This is a genomic window from Sphaerochaeta sp. (genome assembly GCF_050256055.1).
In the GTDB taxonomy this organism is placed as follows: Bacteria; Spirochaetota; Spirochaetia; order Sphaerochaetales; family Sphaerochaetaceae; genus Sphaerochaeta.
Map to the genome: position 1 here is coordinate 48,253 of NZ_JBFWIJ010000006.1, position 22,643 is coordinate 70,895.

Annotated in this window: 24 protein-coding genes; 15 read left to right on the plus strand and 9 right to left on the minus strand. The window is 52.2% G+C overall.

The window, feature by feature from the left end; all coding sequences use genetic code 11:
• The first annotated feature begins 32 nt into the window (after nt 1-32).
• Together AB7C91_RS03790 and rsmA are read left to right on the plus strand one after the other, a co-directional pair.
• Nucleotides 33-1,490, plus strand: a complete 1,458-nt coding sequence (locus AB7C91_RS03790) for a ComEC/Rec2 family competence protein (RefSeq protein ID WP_332446898.1) — start codon at nt 33-35, stop codon at nt 1,488-1,490.
• Entirely contained in the window at nt 1,441-2,250 is an 810-nt protein-coding gene (gene rsmA, locus AB7C91_RS03795; RefSeq protein ID WP_428589334.1) for a 16S rRNA (adenine(1518)-N(6)/adenine(1519)-N(6))-dimethyltransferase RsmA, read from the plus strand. Before AB7C91_RS03790 ends, rsmA begins: the two co-directional genes overlap by 50 nt.
• On the opposite strand, the gene AB7C91_RS03800 is transcribed toward rsmA, so the two are convergent.
• Together AB7C91_RS03800 and pta are read right to left on the minus strand one after the other, a co-directional pair.
• Nucleotides 2,216-3,610 carry an MATE family efflux transporter gene (locus AB7C91_RS03800; RefSeq protein ID WP_332446896.1) on the minus strand — a complete coding sequence of 465 codons (1,395 nt, stop codon included), beginning with the start codon at nt 3,608-3,610 and terminating at the stop codon, nt 2,216-2,218. The two genes, rsmA and AB7C91_RS03800, sit on opposite strands and share 35 nt — an antisense overlap.
• A gap of 92 nt (nt 3,611-3,702) precedes the next feature.
• Nucleotides 3,703-4,704, minus strand: a complete 1,002-nt coding sequence (gene pta, locus AB7C91_RS03805) for a phosphate acetyltransferase (RefSeq protein ID WP_332446895.1) — start codon at nt 4,702-4,704, stop codon at nt 3,703-3,705.
• A 120-nt stretch (nt 4,705-4,824) separates the two neighbouring features.
• Here pta and AB7C91_RS03810 point away from each other — a divergent pair, with 120 nt between their 5' ends.
• From AB7C91_RS03810 to AB7C91_RS03825, 4 genes are read left to right on the plus strand one after another with little or no spacing between them, the layout of a single operon-like run.
• The gene (locus AB7C91_RS03810; protein WP_332446894.1) at nt 4,825-5,970 is read left to right on the plus strand and encodes an MFS transporter; all 1,146 of its coding nucleotides are present in this window, start codon (nt 4,825-4,827) and stop codon (nt 5,968-5,970) included.
• 29 nt (nt 5,971-5,999) lie between these two features.
• Nucleotides 6,000-6,749 (plus strand): prephenate dehydrogenase/arogenate dehydrogenase family protein, encoded by a 750-nt coding sequence (locus tag AB7C91_RS03815; protein WP_332446893.1) that lies wholly within the window; start codon nt 6,000-6,002, stop codon nt 6,747-6,749.
• Nucleotides 6,746-8,059, plus strand: a complete 1,314-nt coding sequence (gene mtaB, locus AB7C91_RS03820; protein WP_428589339.1) for a tRNA (N(6)-L-threonylcarbamoyladenosine(37)-C(2))-methylthiotransferase MtaB — start codon at nt 6,746-6,748, stop codon at nt 8,057-8,059. The genes AB7C91_RS03815 and mtaB overlap by 4 nt, the downstream gene beginning before the upstream one ends.
• Nucleotides 8,043-8,591 carry a GNAT family protein gene (locus AB7C91_RS03825; protein ID WP_332446891.1) on the plus strand — a complete coding sequence of 183 codons (549 nt, stop codon included), beginning with the start codon at nt 8,043-8,045 and terminating at the stop codon, nt 8,589-8,591. The genes mtaB and AB7C91_RS03825 overlap by 17 nt, the downstream gene beginning before the upstream one ends.
• Here the strand turns inward: AB7C91_RS03825 and epsC are convergent.
• Entirely contained in the window at nt 8,588-9,508 is a 921-nt protein-coding gene (gene epsC, locus AB7C91_RS03830; RefSeq protein ID WP_332446890.1) for a serine O-acetyltransferase EpsC, read from the minus strand. The genes AB7C91_RS03825 and epsC overlap by 4 nt on opposite strands.
• Before the next feature lie 40 nt (nt 9,509-9,548).
• Nucleotides 9,549-10,091, minus strand: a complete 543-nt coding sequence (locus AB7C91_RS03835; RefSeq protein ID WP_332446889.1) for a biotin transporter BioY — start codon at nt 10,089-10,091, stop codon at nt 9,549-9,551.
• An 83-nt stretch (nt 10,092-10,174) separates the two neighbouring features.
• On the opposite strand from AB7C91_RS03835, the gene AB7C91_RS03840 reads away from it, so the two are divergent.
• On the plus strand, nt 10,175-11,149 hold the full coding sequence (locus AB7C91_RS03840; RefSeq protein WP_428589344.1) for a biotin--[acetyl-CoA-carboxylase] ligase: 975 nt from the start codon (nt 10,175-10,177) through the stop codon (nt 11,147-11,149).
• A 47-nt stretch (nt 11,150-11,196) separates the two neighbouring features.
• Complete coding sequence (gene argS / locus AB7C91_RS03845; protein ID WP_332446887.1) at nt 11,197-12,960, plus strand: arginine--tRNA ligase; 1,764 nt, start codon at nt 11,197-11,199, stop codon at nt 12,958-12,960.
• Nucleotides 12,961-12,963: 3 nt separating this feature from the next.
• On the opposite strand, the gene AB7C91_RS03850 is transcribed toward argS, so the two are convergent.
• A complete protein-coding gene (locus AB7C91_RS03850) occupies nt 12,964-13,539 on the minus strand; it encodes a TetR/AcrR family transcriptional regulator (RefSeq protein ID WP_332446886.1) in 576 nt (191 codons plus the stop codon).
• Nucleotides 13,540-13,684: 145 nt separating this feature from the next.
• Between AB7C91_RS03850 and rplU the strand changes: the two genes are divergently transcribed.
• From rplU to rsfS, 7 genes are read left to right on the plus strand one after another with little or no spacing between them, the layout of a single operon-like run.
• Nucleotides 13,685-13,999, plus strand: coding sequence for a 50S ribosomal protein L21 (gene rplU / locus AB7C91_RS03855; protein ID WP_332446885.1), 315 nt, complete (start codon nt 13,685-13,687; stop codon nt 13,997-13,999).
• 12 nt (nt 14,000-14,011) lie between these two features.
• Nucleotides 14,012-14,263 (plus strand): 50S ribosomal protein L27, encoded by a 252-nt coding sequence (gene rpmA / locus AB7C91_RS03860; RefSeq protein ID WP_332446884.1) that lies wholly within the window; start codon nt 14,012-14,014, stop codon nt 14,261-14,263.
• Nucleotides 14,264-14,294: 31 nt separating this feature from the next.
• Nucleotides 14,295-15,377 carry a GTPase ObgE gene (gene obgE / locus AB7C91_RS03865; RefSeq protein WP_332446883.1) on the plus strand — a complete coding sequence of 361 codons (1,083 nt, stop codon included), beginning with the start codon at nt 14,295-14,297 and terminating at the stop codon, nt 15,375-15,377.
• A 10-nt stretch (nt 15,378-15,387) separates the two neighbouring features.
• The gene (gene nadD, locus AB7C91_RS03870; RefSeq protein WP_332446882.1) at nt 15,388-16,026 is read left to right on the plus strand and encodes a nicotinate (nicotinamide) nucleotide adenylyltransferase; all 639 of its coding nucleotides are present in this window, start codon (nt 15,388-15,390) and stop codon (nt 16,024-16,026) included.
• The gene (gene yqeK / locus AB7C91_RS03875) at nt 15,995-16,579 is read left to right on the plus strand and encodes a bis(5'-nucleosyl)-tetraphosphatase (symmetrical) YqeK (RefSeq protein WP_332446881.1); all 585 of its coding nucleotides are present in this window, start codon (nt 15,995-15,997) and stop codon (nt 16,577-16,579) included. The genes nadD and yqeK overlap by 32 nt, the downstream gene beginning before the upstream one ends.
• On the plus strand, nt 16,576-17,169 hold the full coding sequence (locus tag AB7C91_RS03880; RefSeq protein WP_332446880.1) for a hypothetical protein: 594 nt from the start codon (nt 16,576-16,578) through the stop codon (nt 17,167-17,169). Before yqeK ends, AB7C91_RS03880 begins: the two co-directional genes overlap by 4 nt.
• The gene (rsfS, locus tag AB7C91_RS03885) at nt 17,166-17,507 is read left to right on the plus strand and encodes a ribosome silencing factor (protein ID WP_332446879.1); all 342 of its coding nucleotides are present in this window, start codon (nt 17,166-17,168) and stop codon (nt 17,505-17,507) included. The genes AB7C91_RS03880 and rsfS overlap by 4 nt, the downstream gene beginning before the upstream one ends.
• A gap of 5 nt (nt 17,508-17,512) precedes the next feature.
• Here rsfS and AB7C91_RS03890 read toward each other — a convergent pair whose 3' ends face one another.
• Genes AB7C91_RS03890 through chvE form a run of 4 tightly spaced genes read right to left on the minus strand, consistent with a single transcriptional unit; the run spans nt 17,513 to nt 22,446 of the window.
• The gene (locus tag AB7C91_RS03890; protein ID WP_332446878.1) at nt 17,513-18,541 is read right to left on the minus strand and encodes a LacI family DNA-binding transcriptional regulator; all 1,029 of its coding nucleotides are present in this window, start codon (nt 18,539-18,541) and stop codon (nt 17,513-17,515) included.
• A 52-nt stretch (nt 18,542-18,593) separates the two neighbouring features.
• Nucleotides 18,594-19,775 (minus strand): multiple monosaccharide ABC transporter permease, encoded by a 1,182-nt coding sequence (mmsB, locus tag AB7C91_RS03895; RefSeq protein ID WP_332446877.1) that lies wholly within the window; start codon nt 19,773-19,775, stop codon nt 18,594-18,596.
• A complete protein-coding gene (gene mmsA, locus AB7C91_RS03900; protein ID WP_332446876.1) occupies nt 19,772-21,316 on the minus strand; it encodes a multiple monosaccharide ABC transporter ATP-binding protein in 1,545 nt (514 codons plus the stop codon). The genes mmsB and mmsA overlap by 4 nt, the downstream gene beginning before the upstream one ends.
• Before the next feature lie 50 nt (nt 21,317-21,366).
• Nucleotides 21,367-22,446, minus strand: coding sequence for a multiple monosaccharide ABC transporter substrate-binding protein (gene chvE / locus AB7C91_RS03905; RefSeq protein WP_332446875.1), 1,080 nt, complete (start codon nt 22,444-22,446; stop codon nt 21,367-21,369).
• Nucleotides 22,447-22,643 lie beyond the last annotated feature (197 nt).

The following is a 22,643-nucleotide window of genomic DNA, read 5'->3' on the forward strand; positions in this document are numbered from 1 at the left end:
CCTTTCCTTGAGAAGGTATGAGAAGGGCCTTCATGTTGTTCCCGCTTTTTTGCATCGTGGCGTTGTACCTTGCCCAAATCGATGCCAAGGTGATGCAATATCCCTTGGCTGCCGGAATGTTGCTCGGAACAATTACTTTGGTACAGCTTCGTATCCTTCCGGCCGATTCCCATCGAAGTCTCATCCTTTTCTTTGTGTTGCTGTACCTGCCGTATTGCATCCTTGGCTGGGCGGTCGGGAAAAACGAGGTTTCATTCGGCTTTCCGGTACAGCGGATTTCCTTCCTTGAGGGTACGCTGGTCGAAGATTCCTTGTTGACGAGATCGAACAAACAAGTGCTCAGGCTCTCTTTGGATGCCGCCCAGAGCAAGGAGGGCAATCGTTGTTCAGCCCGTGGGGTCACCTCCGCTTTGCTTTCGGTGGATGAGGTATTGGTGGCATCTTCAAAAGTTCGGCTGAAAGGTTCCTATGCCAAGGACCAAGCGTTGTTTTTTGCAGATGATGTCCAGGTGCTGAACCTCACGTATCTGGGCTTGCTCCGTCGTTCGGTACTCGAGCATTTGGAACGAAGGATTCGGGCGGTTACCGATGACCCTCAGGTGCAAAGCCTAATCAGCATGTTGGTGCTTGGACAGACGACTGAGTCGTCATTTTTGCTCAAGGACTTGAGTCTTGCAGCCGGGTGTGCCCATACCTTGGCTCTCTCGGGGATGCATTTGCAGTTCTTTCTGCTGGTGAGTACGAGTTTTGCATCTCTGCTCTTCGGCCGTTTCCGGGGAAAACGTGTAGGAACGTTGCTCCCTTTTCTCTATGTGGTGCTGGCGGGTCCGAAACCTTCCTTGGTTCGGGCGCTGGGAATGCATTTTTTCTCTCTTTTGTCCCTCAACCGGGCAACGGGGAAAGTTCAGGCTTTTCTTGCCACTTTCATGGTACAACTGGTTTTGTTTCCGTCCGCACTCTCCAGCTTTGCCTGTCTCTTCAGCTATGCCGCCTATGGGTTGCTTGTCACCGGTACCATCCTGCCGAAGTTTGCCGGGAGGAATACTATCCTGGCGGTGCTTGGCACCGCACCCGCCTCCCTGTTGCTGGTCGGATCATGGAATCCCATGGGATTGGTTTTTTCCTATCCGGTGACTGGTTTGATCAATCTGGCTATGGCATTGAGTGTATTTTCCCTGCTTTCCGTTCCTGGATGCATCATGATCCTCTCTTGGATTTATCATCTTCTGCTGAAAATCCTCTCTCTTTCCTCGCTCTTGATGCTTACATTCTCGTTGGGCGGATATCTCGTCTATTTCGTCGTTGTGTTGACCTGCGTCGTGGCAATTGGCTATGCTGGACGGGCCTTGCAGGACAGAAGGAGAGCACACGATGAGTTGGAAATTCGCTTACGATTCCCCCTCGGCAATCAAAACCTTGCTCCAGACGGAGACCTTGTCGATGACCAAGAAATTTGGGCAGAACTTCCTCTTGTCCAATCCGGTCCGTGAACGAATCGTCTCCCTTCTTGCTATCACCGAAGCTCAGAACGTGTGGGAGATCGGGCCGGGTATCGGTTCGATCACGACGTTGCTGCTGGCAGCACATGCCCAGGTTACTGCATTTGAGATTGATCACGGGTTTTGTCGTGTGTTGGCAGAACAGGCTTTCGCTGATGAACCCTCATTCCGCTTGGTTAACGGAGACGCGTTGAAGACCGTACCGCAATTTCTCCAAGAGGAGGGTGCTCCCCACCGATTGTGCGGGAATCTGCCGTACAACGTCGGTTCGGTCGTGATCGCCCGGTTGTTGGAGAGTTCCTACCGACCTGAGATCATGGTCTTCACCCTCCAAAAAGAGGTGGTGGACCGGCTCTGTGCAAACCCAGGCAGCAAGGACTGGTCTTCCTTTTCCTTGCTTGCCAAGGCAGACTATGAAGTCAGTCAGGCCTTTGTCATCAACAGCGGTGCTTTCTATCCGCCACCGAAGGTAACCAGCAGCGTGGTGGTCTTCACCTTAAAGCAAGTACCTCTGGTTTCGGAGGCATTGCGTCCGTACTTCCTCCAATTGATCCGCGATTTGTTCGCCCAACGCCGTAAGACGGTGAAGAACAATCTGCTTTCCGGAAAAACGGGGAAAGTGGTTGGGAAGCAGGGAGTGGATGCTCTGCTCACTTCCACCGGAATTGATCCCTCCGCTCGTGCAGAGGCTCTGGACTGGGATGCATTTCTGAAGCTCAGTGCGTCTCTTTCCAGCTATCAAGCCAAGTGAATCTCCGGTATTGTATCAGAGAGATAAGTCCACGGAGGGTCAGGTCGCTGGCCATGGCGATCCAGATGCCGAGCAAACCGAGTTCTGTGCTCCTGAGAAGCAAGTAGGCCAGCGGCAGACGAAGCAACCACATGCCGGCCAGTGAGATCAAAAACGGACGATGCGTGTCTCCTGCCCCACGGAATACCCCGAAGGCAAGCATGGACAATCCGAACCCCGGTTCTGCGAACGCCTCGATGCGAAGGATGGTGGCTCCCAGTGCGATGACGGCTGGGTCCTTGGTGAAGAATCCGATCAACTGCGGTGCTCCTGCAAACAGGACCACTCCCATCAGGCTCATCAGAACTGTTCCGAAAATGGTACAGGAATCGGCGAATTTCCGTGCAAGCGCCTTGTCGTTCGCTCCCAATGATTGAGCCACCAAGGTGGTGGCGGCGGTAGCGAAACCCGAAGGGGGAAGGAACGTGATCGACTCTGCCGTATTGGACAGGAAGTGGGCGGCCAGAGCGGTGGTGCCCAACGTACCCACCATCTTGGTCAGGACTATCTGTCCGAACGAGAGGGTGGAACGTTCCAACGCAACGGGGAGAGCCAAGCGGAATGCTTGTTTCTGAATGCTCGTCTCATATTGGAAGGGTGAGGAGAAATCGAGCCTAATCGCCGAATCGGTGCGTATAAGGATCAACAACAGCAGGATACTGGTGACTGTACAGGATAGGGATGTGGCTATGGCGGCTCCCTGTACTCCCAACCCGAATCCGGGAAGCTTCCATGGTCCAAGCGAGACGCCGTCGAAAATGAAAAACAGGTTGAGTACGATGTTCAGAATATTGTTCAACCCATTCAGATACAGCGGGGTCTTGGAATCGCCGCTGCACCTGAGCAGGGTACTGATCAGGATCATGACCACATTGGGAAGATATCCCAAGGCAATGTAATGCAGATACGCTTGTGCCAGCACATCCACCTGTGGTTCGGCCCCGATCCAGGTGGGGAGATAACGGCTGATGATGACAAAGCCGACGGTAAGGACAAGTCCGAAATACAGGGAGGTAACCAATGCCTGCTTGGTGACCAACTTGGCTCGGTCCTGTTTTCCCGATCCCAGATTCCGAGCCATGAGTACGGAAAATCCGATGGCGAATGCATTCATCCATCCATTGACCAGCCAGATGGTGGAAGTGGGCACCGAGATCGCCGCGGTTGCTACGGCTCCCAGGGATCCGACCATCGCCGAATCGACATAGGTCACCGTTACCTGAAGGATCTGTTCCAGGATGGTAGGCCAAGCCAGGGCCCAGATGATGCGCCTTGGTGGCAGGGAAGTGTCGAGCAGATTGATGATTTGCTTGGAACGCATACAACACGCTTCTCCTTGGAAGCAGTGCAATCGTACTGGAACAGGAATGGAGTGACAAGGGCGGAAGGATATTCCCGCCCTTGTCTGATGAATCAGTTTGCTGCAGACTGGGCGAGGGTAATGGCACTGGTCACCACGATATCCTCCACCGAGCAACCACGGCTGAGATCACTGATCGGTTTGGCGAAACCTTGCAGAATCGGGCCGTAGGCTTCGGCTCCGGCAAGGCGTTGTACCAGCTTGTAGCCGATGTTCCCTGCCTGCAGGTCGGGGAATACCAAGGTGTTGGCAGTTCCGGCGACCGTCGAACCAGGAGCCTTGCTTTTTGCGACGCTGGAAACAATTGCTGCATCAAGCTGCAGTTCCCCGTCTATGCTGAGATCGGGACGCTTTGCCTTCAGTAATTCCGTGGCGGTGGTCACTTTGTCCACCAATTCCCCTTTTGCAGAGCCCTTGGTGGAATAGGAAAGCATCGCAACCTTCGGTTCTGCATTGAGGAACGTCTTGCAAGAGAGCGCGGAGGCTTCGGCAATTTCAGCAAGTTGTTCGGCTGTCGGGTTGGGGATGGTGGCGCAATCGGCAAAAATGAAGGAACCGTTGGCACCGTACTGGGTCTTGTCCGTAGCCATGACGAAACAAGAGGAAGCATATTTGATACCGGGTTTCGTCTTGATGATGTTGAATGCGGCAAGCAGGACATTGCCGGTGGTGTTCTCGGCTCCGGCGACCATGGCATCGGCCTTTCCGAGTCGAACCATCATGGCTCCCCAGCGAAGTGGATCGATGATGCCTTCATAAGCCTCTGCTTCGGTCATGCCCTTATGTTTGCGTAGCTGATAGTATTCATCAGCGAAGCTCTTGCGGTCTTCACTCTGGGTGGGGTCCACCACGGTGATTCCCTCCAGGGAAGTGTTGACCGACTGGGCGGCTTTCGCTACAGCTTCGACATTTCCCACCAACATTACTTCAGTGGCGAGTTGTTCGTCTTTGATCTTGCGGGCTGCCTGGATGGTTCTCAGCTCGGTGCCCTCAGCGAGGACAAGCTTTTTCTTGGCCGCAATGGCTTGGGCCTTCATTTTTTCTGCAAACGTCATGGTACTGCTCCTTGACAGGAAAGATTGATTAATTGGTTGTAGTTTACCACGTTCGATGCGCTTGGAAAAGGTAGGGTAGGCTCTGTATTTCTTTGCAAGCCTATGGTATCGTCGGCTCATATGACGAGGTATTTGCTCTTTGCCATGGTGATGGTGCTCTCCTTTTCCAGCAGCCTGTTCGGCGGTTTGTCTGAGGAGATCCAGATAGCCTGTTCCATGAATGTATCCCAGATGGGAATGTTGATGAGCCTCGGACAAATCGGAAGCCTCATCTCATTTTTGTTGCTTCCCTCCATCGCAAAAAGATTGGGTTCCTACACGCTTCTGATCGTCGGCATCCTGGCTTCGGCATTCGCCCTGCTGGGTATGTCCTTGAGCCGAAGCTTCTTGTTGTTTGCCGTCTTCTTCCTGGTCAGCGCACTGGGTGGATACTTGTACGGAACCAGCAATGTATTGGTGTTGATCGCATCCGATCCTTTGCATAAACGGACGTCTATCCCTTTGATGCATCTCACCTTCAGTGTGGGGAGCATCCTCAGTGGTCTGTACATAACTTATTTGAAACAGCATATCTGGTATGAAGGATATCTGACGATGGCCGTTTGGTACGTAGGGATGGCCGTCCTGTTCATGGCTACCCGCCCGGCACAAGCGGCGTTATGGGAAAAGCCTCAGTACCGAACACTGAGAAGTGGATTCAGCTTGTTGGGCAATCCGCAATTCCTGCGCTACCTCATCTTCCTGGTTCTTGCGAATGCAGTGGAATATTGCACAACGGTTTATCCATTGTTATTGCTGTCTCAACGACTCGGGGCGGGAGCGAAGCAGATCGGGCTTGCAATCAGCATCCTCTATGGAGGCAGTACGGCCGCCCGTCTGCTGGCTATTCCCCTGTTAAAAACCGGATTCGTTGCACATCGGATCCTCATCGCCCTGAGCGGGGTGTGCATTGTCGGTCTCACGGGATTTGTCCTTGCTCCCTCATTTCTCCCTGCCTATATCAGCCTTTTTTTCATCGGATTGGGAATAGGTGCAATGAATCCAGTGAGCCAGATCCTGGAGATATCGGTCTGGTCGAACGATCTGCTGCAATTGGCGAACCTACGTTCCATGGGATCGACTTTGGGTAGAATGATTCTGCCGATGCTTCTGGGCATCAGCATTACGCTGTTTGGGTTGGCTTCGGTATTCGTCGTACTCGCATTGGCCTTGGGCGCCGGAGCTTTCACCCTGTATACTGCACGTTTGAAGCCGACTCCTTGCTAGGGTGCTTTGTTTTCAGTACAATGCCGGCCATGGAAGAGAGTAAGCGCATCGGAGTATATGGTCTGGGTCGGTTCGGTTCCTTCTGGGCCAAGGAATTAGCCAAGCATGGTTTTTCTGTCGTCGGGTACGGCAGATCGGCCAAAACCGCTCCCGAAGGAGTCAGACTTGGCACCGAGGATGAAGTGTTGGCATCATCGGTGCTGTTCTACTGTGTTTCCATCAGTGCATTCGGTGAAGTCCTTGACCGAACCGCTTCCAGGATCGGAAAGGATACCGTGGTGATGGATACATGCTCAGTCAAACTCCATCCGGCTAAATTGATGCGTGAGAAGCTTCCTGCTAAGACGCAATGCATCGCCACCCACCCGATGTTTGGACCCGATTCGGGAAAAGATGGATTGGATGGTTTGCCGTTTGTCATCTGTCCGGTCCACTGCTCACAGGAAACCCTCACGTACTGGATGGATGAATTCAAGCGCTGGAACCTCCAGGTCCTTCCTATGAGTTGCGATCAGCATGATCGGGAAGCCGCCTGGTCGCAAGGGATCACGCACTTCATCGGCAGGACGCTTTCCGAGCTCTCACTCGGGGAAACTGAATTGGCCACCAAGGGGTACCGCACCTTGCTGACCGTGGTTGAACAAACCTGTAACGATCCCTTGCAGCTGTTCTATGATCTACAGCGGTACAACCCCTATGCAAAACAGATGCGCATGGGACTCAAGGGAGCGCTTGATACTGTCATGGAGGCTCTCAAGAAACAGGAGGAAGGACGTTGAACGTATGTGTCTATACATTGGGGTGTCGACTCAACCAGTGCGAAAGCGAAGCCATCGCTGATTCATTCGCACAGGAGGGGTTCACCATCGTTGGAGAAGCGGAGAGTGCAGACCTGTATATTGTCAATACGTGCACCGTCACCAGCAAAGCCGAGCAAAAGGCTCGGAGAATGATCCGCAAGTTTGCCAAATCGGCGCCTACGCTCGCCACCGGGTGTTATGCCCAGGTGAATGAAGAGGAGCTCAAACAGCTCGGTGAACAGATTATCGTTGTTCCTTTGGAAAAGAAAGCCCATTTGTTGAAACTGGCCACCCATATGAAAGCCAGCTTGGTTTCAGGGATGAGCACCTATGAAGGATGTCGGTCCTTCAGTGATGGGAATGCTTCGGTATTTGATTATGAGGCGGCTTCCTTCTCCTACCACAGCAGGGCGTATTTGAAGATTCAGGATGGATGCGACAATTCCTGTGCGTATTGTCGGGTGCATGTTGCCCGCGGCAAGGCGGTGAGCCTCGACGTTCCGACCGTGATCCAACGCGCCCTTGCCTTGCAGGATGCCGGATTTCAAGAGATCATGCTCACCGGGGTCAACCTGACCATGTATGACCATGAACGGGATGGTTTGGGCGGTCTTTTGGAGCAGCTTCTAAAACGGCTTTCCCCCTCGATGCGACTCCGCCTCAGTTCTATGGAGCCCGACCATATCGATGAACGGTTGCTGTCCGTCCTGAAGGATCGAAGGATGCAACCCCATTTCCATATACCCGTACAGAGCGGCAGTGATGCAATTCTCAAACGGGTCGACCGACATTACACCATCGCTGAGCTCTCACGCATACTCGATCGGTTGCGCGAAGCAAAGGATGATCCATTCCTCGCCGCAGATATCATTACCGGATTGCCCGGTGAGACGGACGAAGATTTCGAGCAGACCTATCAATTCCTGCAGAACCAGGGGTTCTCCTATTTGCATGTGTTCCCATTCTCCCCACGACCCGACACCCCGCTGTTCAAGGCAACCGACCGAGTGCCGGAATCGGTGCGTGATGAACGGGCGTTGCGGCTTCGCAAACTCAGTGAGGATTTGCATCGTGCGTACCGGATGCGGCAGGTGGGAAAAGATGCTGAAGTCATCCTGCAGAACCGAAAGGGCGGCCACTGGTACGGTCTGAGCGGGAATTACCTTGAGGTGAAGGTACTCAATGCTCCTGCATTCGGCAGGGAAGGCATGCTTGTCCAGGGGACCTTCGGTCCGTTGGCCAAGCAATCCGAGAGGATGGAGTTCATCGTCGATGCACCTGCTGTTTGAGACACTCCATCTGAAAGCCTATTTGCTTGATCGCAGTCTTGCCAAGCAATTGCTTGCCTACGAAAAACATAACAAAGAGGCCTTCCTGCGCTTCTCGAATGAGCATCCCCAAAGCTACTATACTCCTGCGTCTTTTGAGCAATTGTGCGACCGTAATGCAAGTCTGTATGCCCAGAAGCGTATGCTTCCCGTCGTCTTTTTCCCGAAGCAGGGAGAGAATCACATCCGTGCCGTGGTGAATATCAACCAGATTGTCTGGGGCAATATCCGTTGCGGGAGATTGACTTATAGTGTGGACCATGATTTCCAACGCCAGGGATACGGCAAGGAGGCGGTGGGATCGGTCATAGGCTACGCCTTCAAGACATTGGGCCTCCATCGTATGGAAGCCCATGTCATGCCGGCCAATGAGGCGAGCACCGCGCTGGTTGTTTCGTTGGGGTTTACGCTTGAGGGATTATGCCACAGCTATCTGTATCTGCATGGCAAGTGGGAGGACCACCAGAGATTCGCATTGGTGAACCCTGATTAGCCGTTGCGTCGTTTCAAGTCCCTGAAAATGATTTCCGGTTCCTGAATCACAACCATGGTATCCGCTGCCACCGATTCCTTTATCCACACGTTGGAGCCGATGACGGCGTTCCGCCCGATGGTGATATCACCCAGGATGGTTGCATTGGAATAGATGGTGACATTGTCCTCCAAGGTCGGGTGGCGCTTCGTGCCTCTGATCAAGGCTCCACATGCATCCTTGGGAAAACTCAGGGCTCCCAAGGTGACTCCTTGATACAGCTTGACGTTGTTGCCGATGACAGTGGTCTCTCCAATGACCGTCCCGGTCCCGTGATCGATAAAGAAGGAAGCCCCGATCTGCGCTCCAGGATGGATGTCTATTCCGGTTTCCTTGTGTGCGTATTCATTCATCATCCGGGGAATAAGCGGTACGTCCATCTTGAACAACTCGTGGGCTATACGGTGGATGGTCAAGGTTTTGATGCAAGGGTAGGAGAGGACCACTTCCCGAAGATTCTTTGCTGCCGGGTCGCCTTCGAATGCAGCACGGGCATCCATTTTCAAACTGATCCGGATCTGGGGAAGCAAGGCGCATAAATTCTGGATGATCTGCTCGGTCTTCTTCTGTGCATCGCATGCCTCGAGATTTGGATTGTCGTATCGATATGCCAAAAGCAACTGGCTTTCCAGCAACGAACACACCTTGCTCATCTGCTTTGCGAGAATTTCCTCAAGGCTCAAATTCGCTTGATCCCGGCCGCAGCGACCGGGAAACATGAGCTCAATGAATTCGTTTGCGATTTCCCCGATGGCCAACATCTGGGGTAAGGGTTTGAGACCGTGGAAGTTGGCGTTTCCGGCAACCCTATCGAACGTTCCCAGAAAGGAGGGAACGTAGCGTGAAGCATCGAATTGCTGTTCTTTGCATTGTTTCATGTATATACCATACGGTTCTTGTAAGGTTTTATGCAAGAGTTCAGGCCACCAGCTCCTCGATTCTATGGTGGAAGGTTCTTCCCAGTTGCGTGGCTACGAGCAATTTCAGGATATCCCCAGGCAAGAATGGCAGCATTCCCACCTCAATGGCAGTTTTCCAAGGAAGCGACCGGGTGTATTTGAGAAAAGGGACGCCGATGAGATACACGGTCAGTGAGGCAGCCAATCCCAACAGCAGGCACAAGAGCGTATATGTCCGCATATGTTCTGTTTTTTTGCGGAAATTGCCGGCGATACCCGAAAGAAAAGCTGCCGGAAGCAATGCGAACAGAAACCCTCCCGTGGGCCCGAGCAAGGTTCCCAATCCTCCCCCGTTGCTGAATACCGGAAGTCCTGCAAATCCGAGCAGCAGATAGATGGCGGTGCTTGCCATGGCAAGTTTAGAGCCAAGCAGGAAGCCGGCGAGCAGGACGAACAGTGTCTGCAGGGTGATGGGGACCGGTGGAAGGGGGAACCTGATGTAGGCCCCGACGATGATCAATGCACTGAACAATGACGTAAGTAATAATTTTTTATACTGCATGCAGCGACGATACCACGGGTCAGTCTGTATTGTAAACATGCAAATGGTTGACAATTGAAACGGGCTTGGATATCATCGCTCCCATGACCAGTGCACAACAATTGCTCCATGTGCTGGAGCAACAACGGGAACAATACACTTCGGGGCAACAGCTGGCAAAAATGCTCGGCATCTCCCGAGCTGCCGTATGGAAGGCGATCGAGGTGCTCAGGGACCAAGGCCATACCATCGAAGGGGTATCGAATCGTGGCTACCGTCTGCTTTCGCTTTCTTCCTTGCTGGAGGCGGAAAAACTTACTGCACTTCTTCCCGAGTATCGCATCCATGTATTCGATACCCTGGATTCGACCAACCGGTATGCCAAGGTACTGGCAACCCAGGTGGGAGGAGAAAAGGCTCTGGTGGTGGCGACCAGCCAAAGCGGGGGGAGGGGGAGGCTGGGGCGTCAATTCTTCAGCCCCCGTGGAGGTCTGTATTTGAGTGTGTTGCTGCCACTTGCCTTCAATCTGGAGGCTGCCGGTTTGATCACCAGCTCAGCTGCGGTGGCGACTGCCCGGGCGATGGAGGAAGTCTGTCACAAGACCTGCCAGATCAAATGGGTCAATGACCTGTTCTACCATGGGAAAAAAGTCTGCGGCATCCTCACCGAAGGGGTGCTTGGGGTGGAAAGTGCCAGACTCAGTGCGGTAGTGGTAGGAATCGGCATCAACCTTGCTGTTCCTCTTGCTTCCTTTCCGCTTGAATTGGCCGACAGCGCTACTTCCTTATTTGATGGACCTGCTTCGCTTCCCCCGCAATTCGATGCACATGTGCTGGTAGCTGCATTGGTACGGGAATTGGAAGGATTGGTCTTCCGATTGCCCGATGCCGCATATCTTGGTGAGTACCGCAGTCGCTCACTCATCCTGGGCAAACGGGTGGAGGTTCTGCAAGGGAAGAATAGCTATGGAGCGTGGGCGCGGGAAATCGACGACCAGGCGCGTTTGGTAGTCGAGACCGATGACGGGCTGAGGCAGGTCCTCAGTTCGGCGGAGATCAGCATTCGGCTTGAAAGCTGAGTTTGATTTATTGTATAGTCGGTATCTACAGGAAGAAGGAATATACTATGCTGAGTGCAGTGCGTGAGAAATGGAAAACCTTGGTGGAAGAGCAGTTGGCTCTCTATGCGAAATCAGTGATGGGCATTGAGGAACCTCTGGCTCCCCTTGCCGTCCAGATTCCCCCGAAACCGGAACTGGGCGATATTGCGTTTCCCCTCTTTGCATATGCGAAGGTTTTACGCAGTGCCCCCCCCCTGCTTGCCCAGCAACTGAAAACCCAGATAGAGAAGCTCGATGATCGTCCTTCGGGAGATCTTTTGGTAGCCGGTCCCTATCTGAATGTCCGTATTGATATAGCTTCTCTTGCCACTTCGCTTTCCGAGGTTGTCGGAAGAGAGAGGGAACGCTATGGAACAAATGCCACACTGTCAGACAAACGGGTGATGATCGAATTCAGTTGCCCGAATACCAACAAGCCGTTGCATCTCGGGCATATGCGCAACGACAGCCTCGGTGAGAGCGTTGCAGCAATTCTGAAAGCCAACGGAGCGATGGTTCGGAAAGTGAACCTGATCAACAACCGCGGTGTCCACATCTGCAAGTCGATGCTCGCCTACCAGAAGTTCGGCAACCACGAAACTCCGGATTCCACCGGGATCAAAGGCGACCATCTGGTCGGGAACTATTATGTCAAGTTTGCTGCTTGGGCAAAGGAAGACCCGACCGCTGAGGAACAGGCGCAGGAGATGCTGCGCAAATGGGAAGCAGGGGATCCCGAGACCATTGCCCTTTGGGAGCTGATGAATGGGTGGACCCTTGATGGCTTGGCCCAGAGCTATGCCAAGATGGGCATCAGCTTTGATGCATATTACTATGAGTCCCAGACGTATCGGTACGGAAAGGATGAAATTCTCAAAGGTCTGGAAAACGGAGTGTTCTACCGGCAAGAGGATGGCTCGGTATGGGTCGATCTCGAATCGATCAAGCTGGACAAGAAAGTGCTTCTGCGAAAAGACGGAACCAGCCTGTACATGACCCAGGATGTCGGGACTGCCATCATGCGGCACAAGGACTGGCCGTTCGATTCTCTCATCTATGTCGTCGCCAGTGAGCAACAATACCATTTCAAGGTTCTGTTCCATGTGCTCGGATTGCTGGGATACGAGTGGGCGAAGGATCTCCATCACCTTTCCTATGGGATGGTGAATCTGCCCGAAGGCAAGATGAAGAGCCGTGAAGGCACGGTCGTCGATGCCGACGAGTTGGTGGATACCCTTACCTCCCTTGCTCGGGCTGAGATCAAGGAGAAGGAACGGGAGGAACTGGTCGATGATGTCGAGAAGACCAGCCAAAGCATCGCCCTCGGCGCTTTGAACTATTATCTGTTGCAGGTCACCCCGACCAAAGACATGATTTTCAACCCGAAGGAATCCATCTCCTTCAATGGCAATACCGGGCCGTATCTGCAATACATGGGGGCGAGAATCTCCAGTATGTTGCGTAAGTATGAGGCTGAGTATGCAGAAGTTGCCAAACTCGGGTTCGACAGCAGCCTGCTGACGCTATTTGATGAGCGTGAGTTGATCAAGCAGATCGCCTTGTACCCCGAGGTGGTGGCCAAGGCGGGTGCTGAGTATGATCCTTCCTTGCTCTGCACTTATCTGTACGACTTGTCCAAGCTCTTCTCCCGTTGGTACCACGACAACCCGGTTCTCAAGGCCGCAACCCCTGCTTTGGTCCGCTCCCGCATCGAGTTGGCCAGCATGGTATTGCAGGTGCTCAAGAATGCATTCTCCTTGATTGGTGTCCCCTTCCTAGCCTCCATGTAGGTATTATTTCCCCTGATACAGGCGGCAGAAGGAAGCGAGGAAGCGTTCTTCCTCCCAGAGGACATCCTCCTCCTCGTCCAGCAATACCCGATTGAGAAATCGCTGGACGACGGAGCTGAAGGTCAGTACCGCCAGATCCAGGTCGTCAATGATGAGCTTGCCTTGGTTGTGCAGATGTTCCAGGACCACCAGGCTTTGTGCAGACAGCATTTCATCCAGACTTTGTTTGATCTGCCCTGCTTCCGGATACGTGAGGGCTTCCGATTCAATGATCCGATAGAAGTATCGCATCGGTATCAGTGCGTACAGATCATGCCAATGTTCCATAGCCCGTTCCAACACTTCCTCAGCTTCACCGACCAGATTGATTGTTCCCCGTTGGGAGTAGGCGAGTGTGTTACAGTAGGAAAACAGAGCCTTGACCAATTCGTCGCGGTTGGAGAAATGATGGAAAATGGCGGCTTTGCTGATGTGATTCTCTGCTGCAAGCGTCGAGAGCGAGATTGCAGCCAAGCCGCGTTCAGAACCCAATTTGAGCAGGGAAAGGATGAGATCCTGTCTGGTTGTTGTGGTATGCATACTCAATACTAACTTATCGGTCGGTAACTTTTCAAGAGGCTTTTCTTTGTTTTTCAATCAATTATTTGAAAAAAGTCATTGCAAAGCTTTCCTTTGTTGTGGTATAAGGGACAGGCACAAACTAAACCTAAGGATGAATATCGACATGTACGCACTTGTAGAAATTCTTGGAAAGCAGTACAAGGCCGTCGAAGGGGAGACCGTTCAGGTTGATCATATCAGCTCGAGTGAAGCTGGTTCCGCCCTTGAGTACGCCACCGTTCTCGCCGTTGTGGATGAGAACAATGCAACGTTTGGCACTCCGTATGTAGCTGACGCCGTGGTGAAGGCCACCTTGGTCGGAGACACGAAGGGTGACAAGATCAGAGTGTTCAAGAAAAAGCGCCGAAAGGGCTATCGCAGGACCCAGGGACATCGTCAGAAGTACTCCCTGATTACGATCGACAAGATCATTGCATAAGGAGGACACAAGATGGCACATAAGAAAGGTGGCGGAAGTTCCCGCAATGGTCGCGACTCCAATGCCCAGCGTCTGGGTGTGAAGCGCTTTGGTGGCCAGCTGGTCAAGGCTGGTGAAATTATTGTTCGTCAGCATGGGACCAAGTTCCATCCTGGTCAGAATGTAGGTCTTGGTTCCGATTACACGTTGTTTGCGAAAGCTGAGGGAACGGTTTTGTTCCACAGCAGAAACAACCGCAAATACGTAAGCATCGTAACTGAGTAAACGATAGGCGAAAGCCGAAGTATACGAACGAATGTTTGGATTTTCAGATGAGACCTATCTCGATGTTGCCTCCGGAAACGGGGGCAACGGTTGTGTTTCCTTCCGCCGGGAAAAATATATCCCTAAAGGGGGCCCGGATGGTGGCGACGGTGGCCGTGGCGGGGATGTCGTGTTTGTCGTCAAGGAGAATCTCAGGACCCTCGCCCATCTGAAACTCGTTCGTACTTATCGAGCCGAGAACGGCAGAAATGGTTCGGGAGAGCGGTGTTATGGCCGCGATGGTGATGATATTGAGATTCCTGTTCCTCCCGGGACGGTGATCAAAGATGCCCAAAGCGGCGAGATACTCAAGGATCTCACCGGCATGGACCGTTGGGTTTTCCTGAAGGGAGGTCGCGGTGGACAGGGTAATTACCATTTCCGGACAGCTACCAGACAGGCTCCCCGGTTTGCACAACCCGGCGAGAAAGGGGAAGAACGAAGGATTGGTGTGGAACTGCTCATCATAGCAGACATCGGTTTCGTCGGTTTCCCGAATGCCGGGAAATCGAGTCTGTTGAATATGCTGACCAATGCGAGAACCAAGGTTGCAGGATATCCGTTCACTACCAAGATTCCGCAGTTGGGAATGTTCCGTTATGATGAACATGATATCGTTCTGGCCGATATTCCCGGTCTCATCGAGGGCGCCAGCGAAGGTGCAGGGATGGGGATCAAATTCCTCAGGCATATCAGCAGAACCACAGGACTTGCATTTTTGATCGATCTTAGTGATGACCGGTATCTGGATGCCTATGATATACTATGCAAGGAGCTGGAAGCGTTCGAACCACTGTTGCTGGAAAAACAGCAGGTGATCATCGGAACCAAGCTTGATGAACCCGGTACCGCTGAACGGTTGGAAGCGTTGAAAGCAAAGTATCCTGACAAAGAGATTCTTGGATTATGCGTGTATCTTGATCAAGGTGTCGAGGAAGTCAAGCAGGCGTTCATCAGAATGGTTGCGGCCAACGAGAATCCTGCATTGAAAGCCTTGCGGGAAGATCCCAACGGCGGGTTCTCCTCTACCGTTGATCATGATGCTTATTATCCTGAACAGGGAGATGAATTGTAGGAGGCTTGGTTTGGCTACAGCAGTACCCACAGCCATGGTAGGGGGGAGTTTTGACCCGATCCACCTTGGGCATCTGCATCTGGTGCATACGGTAGCACGTTCCACCGCCTATCGCAGGTTTATTTTTGTACCGGTTGCCCGGAATAATTTCAAACAGGAAGCGAACCCCGCTTTGGCGGAACATAGGATGCAGATGCTCATGTTGAGTTTTTCTTCCTATGGCAAGCTGTACCCCGACGACCCTCCCCTCGAATTCGTGGCCGAGGATTGCGAGCTGCGGCGGGGCGGCATCTCGTATACCTATGATACCGTAAAGTATCTGTATCTGCAGTACAGCATTAAAGGTCGGTTAGCTGTGGTGATGGGAGACGACCTGCTTTCCTCCCTCCACCGATGGCACGCCTATGAACACCTCAAGGAGTTGGTAACCTTCGTGGTCATCCGACGCAATGGGGAAGTTGAAAGTTTTGATGATCTCTTTGCTGATATGGTGTATCTGGACAATCCCCTGCTTGAGGATAGTTCCACAAGGATACGAGAGGTATGCAGTACGCTTTCCGATCAGCAACCGTTGCCTGAAGCCATTGCAGCCTTGATGCCCAAGGAGGTAGCTCGATATGTCCAAGACCATCGATTATACCGATCTTGAGGCTCACCTGAAAAACCAGCTTTCGCCCAAACGGTATCTTCATAGTCTCGGTGTCGCACAAACCTGTCTGGAACTGGATCAGCACTATCGGGAACATCTGGGACAACGGCAATTGTATATAAGCGGTCTGTTGCATGATATGGCCAGGGAATGGCCGAAAGAAGCGTTGGTGGCGTATGCACAGGAGCATGAGCTCCCCCTGTTGCCTGAAGAAGCGGAAAGTCCGGTTCTGTTGCATGCTCCGGTAGCAGCCCATATCTTGGAGAAGCTTGGGTACGAACAGGCTGTCCATGTTGCGGTCCGTTACCACACCCTGGGCAGTTGCAACATGGGAAGACTCGGACTGGTTCTGTACATTGCAGATTTTCTGGAGCCGAATCGGACGCATCTGGATGCACAAGAACGGGCATCACTGCTCGCCCAAAGCAGTTTGGAAACTGTATGCATGCGGGTGATCGAACGAGAGCGTACCTATCAGATGACCAAAGGACGGAGTATTGCACAGAGCAGCGAGGAGCTCTATGCCTTCCTTGCCCAAGGAGGCATCCTTTGAGGCATGGGTTACCCTTGGTTCTGCTGTTCTCCGTCTTGGTTGTCACCGGATGCAAGGTCGAACCTGTCCAAGCCTTCTATGGGGTGTATGCAGATGCTTGCGCTGTGGTCAGTTGGAAGGAGAGGGAATCACTTGCCGTCTTGATCCTTCCTCTGGATTTGGTGGAAGGGTATGCAGGGTATACGCAGCTGGAAACAGGGATGGCATTGGAACATCTCATAGGATTGCCTGCAATTCAGACTTGGGAATCCACCTCCCAAGCCCTGTCCCAAGCCCGCGATTTGACAACCACCTTGGCCTGTACCACCACGGCAAAGAGCCGTGATGAGGTGGATGACCAAAGCCGCGTGGAAGCTTTGGTCGGAGGAGCAGGCTACTTGAGAAAAACCGGCTTGGCCGATACACTGATTGCCATTACTGGTTTTTCTGATCCGTTTTCTCTCCTGTCGGGTATTCGGCAGGTATCGGTATATGATTTGAGGGCAGCTTTCACGCTGCCGAAAGCAATCGACTGGAAGTACGTGGAATCCTATCTCAACCTCTATGTAGAAGAGGTTCTGCGTTACCAGCGAAGGAGTAAAGAAGCATGAATGAATTGGTACTGGCCAATGCGGAGGCAATTGGTCAATTTCTTGATGACCACAAATGCAAGGACGTGAATATCCTTGATGTCTCGGGACAGTGTTCGTGGGCTGATTGTTTCATCATTGCTACGGTGTCCAGTGTCGGGCATCTGCATGGTGTCGTCCACGAACTCTGGGGAGAGCTGAATAATCTTGGATTACAGGTTACGAACCGCCATAAGAAACCGGCCGGAGATGGATGGGAACTCGTTGATTGCGGGGATATCATCGTGCATCTGATGAGTGCGGAGCTCCGAGATTTCTATTCGCTGGAAAAACTTTGGCAGAGAAGGGAAGAGGAATAGGATCATCAATCGTCAAGGTTCTCCTTGATTTTGATGATGGTCCGGGTAATGGTGTCGACGACAGGTTCCTGTTGGTTCATTAGGTGGAAGAATAACTTCTGGATGGCATCATAGCCCTGTCGTTGCGGTTCCTGGCAGAGGGTGAACGCAATGACTCCCTCCCGAACCAATGCTTTGGTGGAAGGGATGTCATCGAAGCTGAGGATGCGTATTGCATCGGTTCTTCCCAACTCCTTTACCGCTCTGCATGCGCCGTCCACTCCTCCTGCCGTGAGATAGAGACAATTGATTTCTGGGTGTGCGCGTAGACCGGATAAGGTCCGCTCATAGGCCAAGTCGTTGTCATCCAAGCTTTCCAAGGTATCAATGATGCAATGATTCACCGTTCGTTTTTTCAACCCCTCAAGAAAGCCTTTGATGCGTTCCTGATGCCCCTTGATATGATATGAACCGGTTACGATGAGGATGCGTTGCTGTTCTTGGGACGTCAATGCCAGCAACCCGCTGGCTGTCGCGCCCCCAAGATAGTAATCGGGCCCCACGTAACAGAGGCGATGGGTGTCGCTGATATCGGTATTCACCGTGATGACGGTCGTTCCTGCATCGGCGATCCGGTCGATCGCCTCGATGACCGGTTCGACGTCAATGGTGGTGATGCACAATCCATGGTATTGTTTTCGTTCCAATGTCTTGATCGCTTCAAGATGGACCGCCCGATCGAATGATTTGATCTCAAAGATATCCACAGAAACGCCGAAATCCGAAAGCTCTCGCTCAGCCTGTCGGAACCCTGCGATGACATCGGTGAAAAATGGGTTGCCGATACTCGGAAGCAGACAACCGAATCGCAAGGGTTGCTTTCGGTTTGCCAATGCCTTGCCTGCGAGGTTGGGGATGAAACCCAGCTCGTCGGCTATGGTACGGACCCGAAGGGCCACATCCTCATTCACACCCTTCCGATTATGCAACACCCGGTCGACGGTTCCCCGTGACACTCCTGCTTTCTTTGCTATATCCCTGATTGTAACAGCCATGCTCATTCCTATGGGTGAGGATATGCCAATCGAAGCGTGAAAGCAATCGGAATCAATTGGATTTCACTCGTTTTTTGCTCAGGACATCGAATACGACCGCTGCCAACAACACGATGCCTTTCACAGCTTTCTGCCAGTTGGCATCGATGCCCAAAATCGACATACCATTGTTCAGGACACCCATGAAAATAGCCCCGATGATTGCACCTCCGACCGTTCCGATTCCTCCATATGCGGAAGCTCCGCCGATGAAACATGAACCGATGGCATCCAATTCATAGTTCGTCCCTGCGGTGGGTGCAGCTGAATTGAAGCGTGCCACACCGACCATGGCGGCAACCGCAGAGAGGAATCCCATGTTGGTATAAGCGAAGAAAAGCACACGGTTGGTATCGATGCCCGAAAGTTTGGCGGCTTTCTCGTTGCCGCCCATCGCATACAGATGCCTGCCAGGTACCGTACGGGAGGTAAAGTAGCTGTAACCAAGTACGATGACGGCCAAAAGGATCAGAACAACAGGAATGCCCTTATGTTGCCCAAGCAGATTGAATACCAGCAGGATTGCAAAGGAAAGGAAAACGACACGGGCGATGGTGATGCCGATGAATTCGGTCGGATATCCCTTTTTCTTTTTCGTATAGCGGTCGAAGAAGGTCCAGAATCCGTAGATGAGACAAAGTATGGCGGCAACAATCATGGTGATCGCCATGATGGTCTGCTGATTTTCCACATTCGGCAGAAAACTGTTGAAGTAGCGTGAGTAGGCCTCAGGGAACGGAGAGATGGTGAGGCCGTTGAGAATCAGGAGGGCAACGCCTCTCCAGAGCAGCATTCCTGCCAAGGTTACGATGAAAGGAGGGATCCTGATGTAGGCGATCCAAAATCCCTGCCAGGCTCCGATGATCAGGCCGGTCAACAGACAAAGGAGGATGGAAAGATAGATGTTCCAATGCAGATTGACGATCAGGGTTCCTGCCAAGGCTCCGACTAAGGCGACGATGGAACCGACAGAAAGATCGATGTTCCCTCCGGTAAGTATGCAAAGCAGCATGCCGGAGGCCAGGATGACCACGTAGGCATTCTGGCTGATCAAGTTTGAAATGTTGGCGGGATTGAAGAGGGAACCCCTTCCACTGCTGCTGATCAGAAATTGGAAGAGCAGCATGGTGGCAAGAAGAACCATGAGCATGGAATTCTTCTTCATGGTATCCTTGATGCCTGCACTGTATCTCATGATTGCTGTGCTCCTTTTTGATTTTGAATGATGCATTTCATGATAGCTTCCTGGCTGGCCTCGGAGCCAAGCATCTCTCCGACGATCTTCCCCTCACTCAGGACGTAGATACGGTCGCAGATGCCCAGAATCTCAGGCATTTCAGAGGAGATGACAAGCACTGACTTTCCCTCTTCCGCCAACTGATTGATGATACAATAGATTTCATATTTGGCACCCACATCGATGCCTCGCGTCGGTTCATCCAGCAAAAGGATCTCGGGTTCGGCAAAGATCCATTTGCCGAGCAGGACCTTCTGTTGGTTTCCTCCTGAGAGATTGTTCACGTCCTCCTGAACCGAGGAACACTTCGTGTGCAATTTCTCGACCATTTGCTTGGCGACCTCGACTTCGAGATCGGCGTCGATCACCTGATGGCGACTGATCGATTTCAGACTTGCCAGCGTTGTGTTCTCCATGATGGTCTTGGAGAGAATCAAACCATTGCTTTTCCGGTCCTCGGTCACATAGGCGATTCTGTTCTCGATGGCGGAATGGACGTTCGGTAATTGTACTTCTTTGCCATTGATCCGAACCGTACCGCTGATGTTTCTACCGTAGCTATGTCCGAACAGGCTCATGGCAAACTCTGTTCTTCCGGCACCCATCAAACCACTGATGCCCACCACTTCACCCTTGTGCATGGTAAGGTTGATATCCTCGCAGACTTTCCTTCCTTCATACAGGGGGTGGTACACCGTCCAATGCTCAACCTCAAGGCTGACATCCCCGATACGAGCCTTACGGGAGGGAAAACGATCACTGATGTTTCTCCCCACCATAGCCTTGATGATCTTGTTCTCATCGAATGCCTCGGTTTCCTTATCCATGGTCGTGATCACTTCCCCGTCCCTGATGACGGTGATCCGGTCAGCCACATAAGAAACCTCGTTGAGCTTGTGGGAAATCAGGATAGAGGTCATCCCCCGCTCTTTAAATTGCAATAAGAGATCCAGCAGTTTCTTTGCTTCCGTATCATTCAAGGAAGCCGTTGGTTCATCAAGAATGAGTATCTTGACATTCTTTGCCAAGGCTTTCGCAATTTCCACCAATTGCTGTTTGCCCACCCCGATGTCCTTGATGAGTGTCTTTGAGGACTCCTCAAGTCCCACGAGCCGCAAGAGTTCGTCGGCGTGGTTGTACGTCTTGTCCCAGTCAAGACGGAAATACGTACCCTGCTCATTGCCGAGAAACATATTCTCTGCAATCGTCAGATAGGGGACAAGCGCCAATTCCTGATGGATGATGACGATTCCCCGCTGTTCACTCTCCTTGATGGTGTGAAAGTGGCAGGTTTTGTCATGTACCAGGATTTCTCCTTCAAATGTCCCGGACGGATACACACCGCTGAGTATGTTCATCAGGGTGGATTTACCCGCTCCGTTTTCTCCTACGATCGCATGGATTTCTCCCTGTCTGACCTGCAGGCTTACATCGCTGAGGGCTTTTACACCGGGAAAAATCTTGGTGATGTGTTTCATTTCCAGTAAATTAGTATCCAAGAACGACCTCCAAGGAAGCGGGCAACGGAGGTTGCCCGCTTGCATGTTGCTCAGATCTTCAAATCAGCTTCGGTATAGTAACCGCTGTCGATCAAGAGGGCCTTGTAGTTGTCGACGGTGGCGAATACCGGTTCGCAAAGGTAAGACGGAACCACACGTACTCCATTATTGTAGGTGGTGGTATCGTTGATATCAACCTTTTCACCCTTGACAATGGAGTTGACCATGTCCACAACCTTGCTTGCCAGGGTACGGGTGTCCTTGAAGATGGACATCGACTGCAATCCCTGCAGCATGTTCTTCACTGCCGGCTTGTCACAGTCCTGGCCGGTGAGGATCGGGAAATTATCCTTGGTGTAACCGGCGGCCACCAAAGCATTGGTGATGCCGTTTGCCACGGAGTCATTCGAGCTGTACACGGCATCCAGGCGATTGCCCTTCGGTCCGTAGCCATTGGCGGTGATCAGGTTCTCCATGCGTTTCTGGGCTTCCTCGGTCGACCAGTTGGGGGTTGCACACTGTGCCTTGCTGGTTTGGCCGGAGCGTACAACGAGCTTTCCGCTCTTGATGTACGGTTCAAGGATGGACATGGCACCACCAAAGAAGAAGTTGATGTTGTTGTCGTCGGGGCTTCCGGTGAACAACTCAATGTAATACGGGCCGGAAGTGCTGTCGAGCTTCAGGGCATCACGGATGAACGTCCCTTGGATGGTTCCTACCTTGAAGTTGTCGAAGGTTGCATAATAGGTCACTGCATCACTGTTCATGATCAAACGATCATAGGCGATGACGGAGATATTCTTCTCCTTGGCCTGTTTGAGCACTTCGGTAAGGGAAGAGCCGTCGATTGAAGCAATGACGAGAACCTTGCATCCAGTGGTGATCATGTTTTCCAACTGAGCCACTTGGGTAGGAATGTCATTGTCGCCGGCGTACTGCAGATCGACTGCATAGCCTGCCTTTTCCAGCTGGTTTTTCATGTTCGCCCCATCTTGGTTCCAACGTTGGAGGCTCTGGGTCGGCATCGAGACACCGATCTTGATGGCTGAAGAGCTTTCCTTGGTTCCGGCGGCGAACAGGCCGGTTGCACAAAGCAACACGATCAGTAAGACACTCAAACTCTTTTTCATATACATCTCCTTTTTCTGGATTGCTCCAGTGAATTGCATTACGCAAAGGGAGGGTATACGTAGGACGGAAGCACAACTTGTGGGTAGGACTCAAAGGTTCTGCGTAGTGCCCGGGCACATTCACTAATCATACTAATGCATTTCCGAGATTTGTAAAGGTTTGTTCTGCAATTTTAACTAACCGAAAGCCAAAGATG